The 233-nt window shown below is 45.1% G+C and carries 1 protein-coding gene; it reads right to left on the bottom strand.

The genetic code is table 11. From position 1 onward, the window contains the following. On the bottom strand, positions 1–233 hold a 233-nt coding region (locus AAEY78_RS15120; RefSeq protein ID WP_352340337.1), incomplete at both ends, for a MotA/TolQ/ExbB proton channel family protein.

The raw sequence follows: 233 nt of genomic DNA, 5'->3' as shown, positions 1-233 counted from the left end.
GAATAAGACCAAGCACGGCCCCTAAAATACCTATGGTCGGACTATAACCGCCCATAGCTTCATAAACACGACTTGCCTCTAGCAGACGTTCGCGCTCTAACAGTAAATCTATTTCTAACGTATCGCGCAGTTTTTGATCTGAGCAACCATCAACTAATAATCCAAGCCCTTTTGCAGCATAGGCATCTGGGTGGGTAAGCGCTTCGTTTTCAAGGGCTAAATAACCTTCTTGA

The sequence above is a fragment of the Psychrobacter sp. 16-MNA-CIBAN-0192 genome (assembly GCF_040309565.1).
Taxonomy (GTDB): domain Bacteria; phylum Pseudomonadota; class Gammaproteobacteria; order Pseudomonadales; family Moraxellaceae; genus Psychrobacter.
The sequence above is the reverse complement of the archived record's forward strand: the minus strand, read 5'-3'. Positions and strand labels throughout refer to the sequence as shown.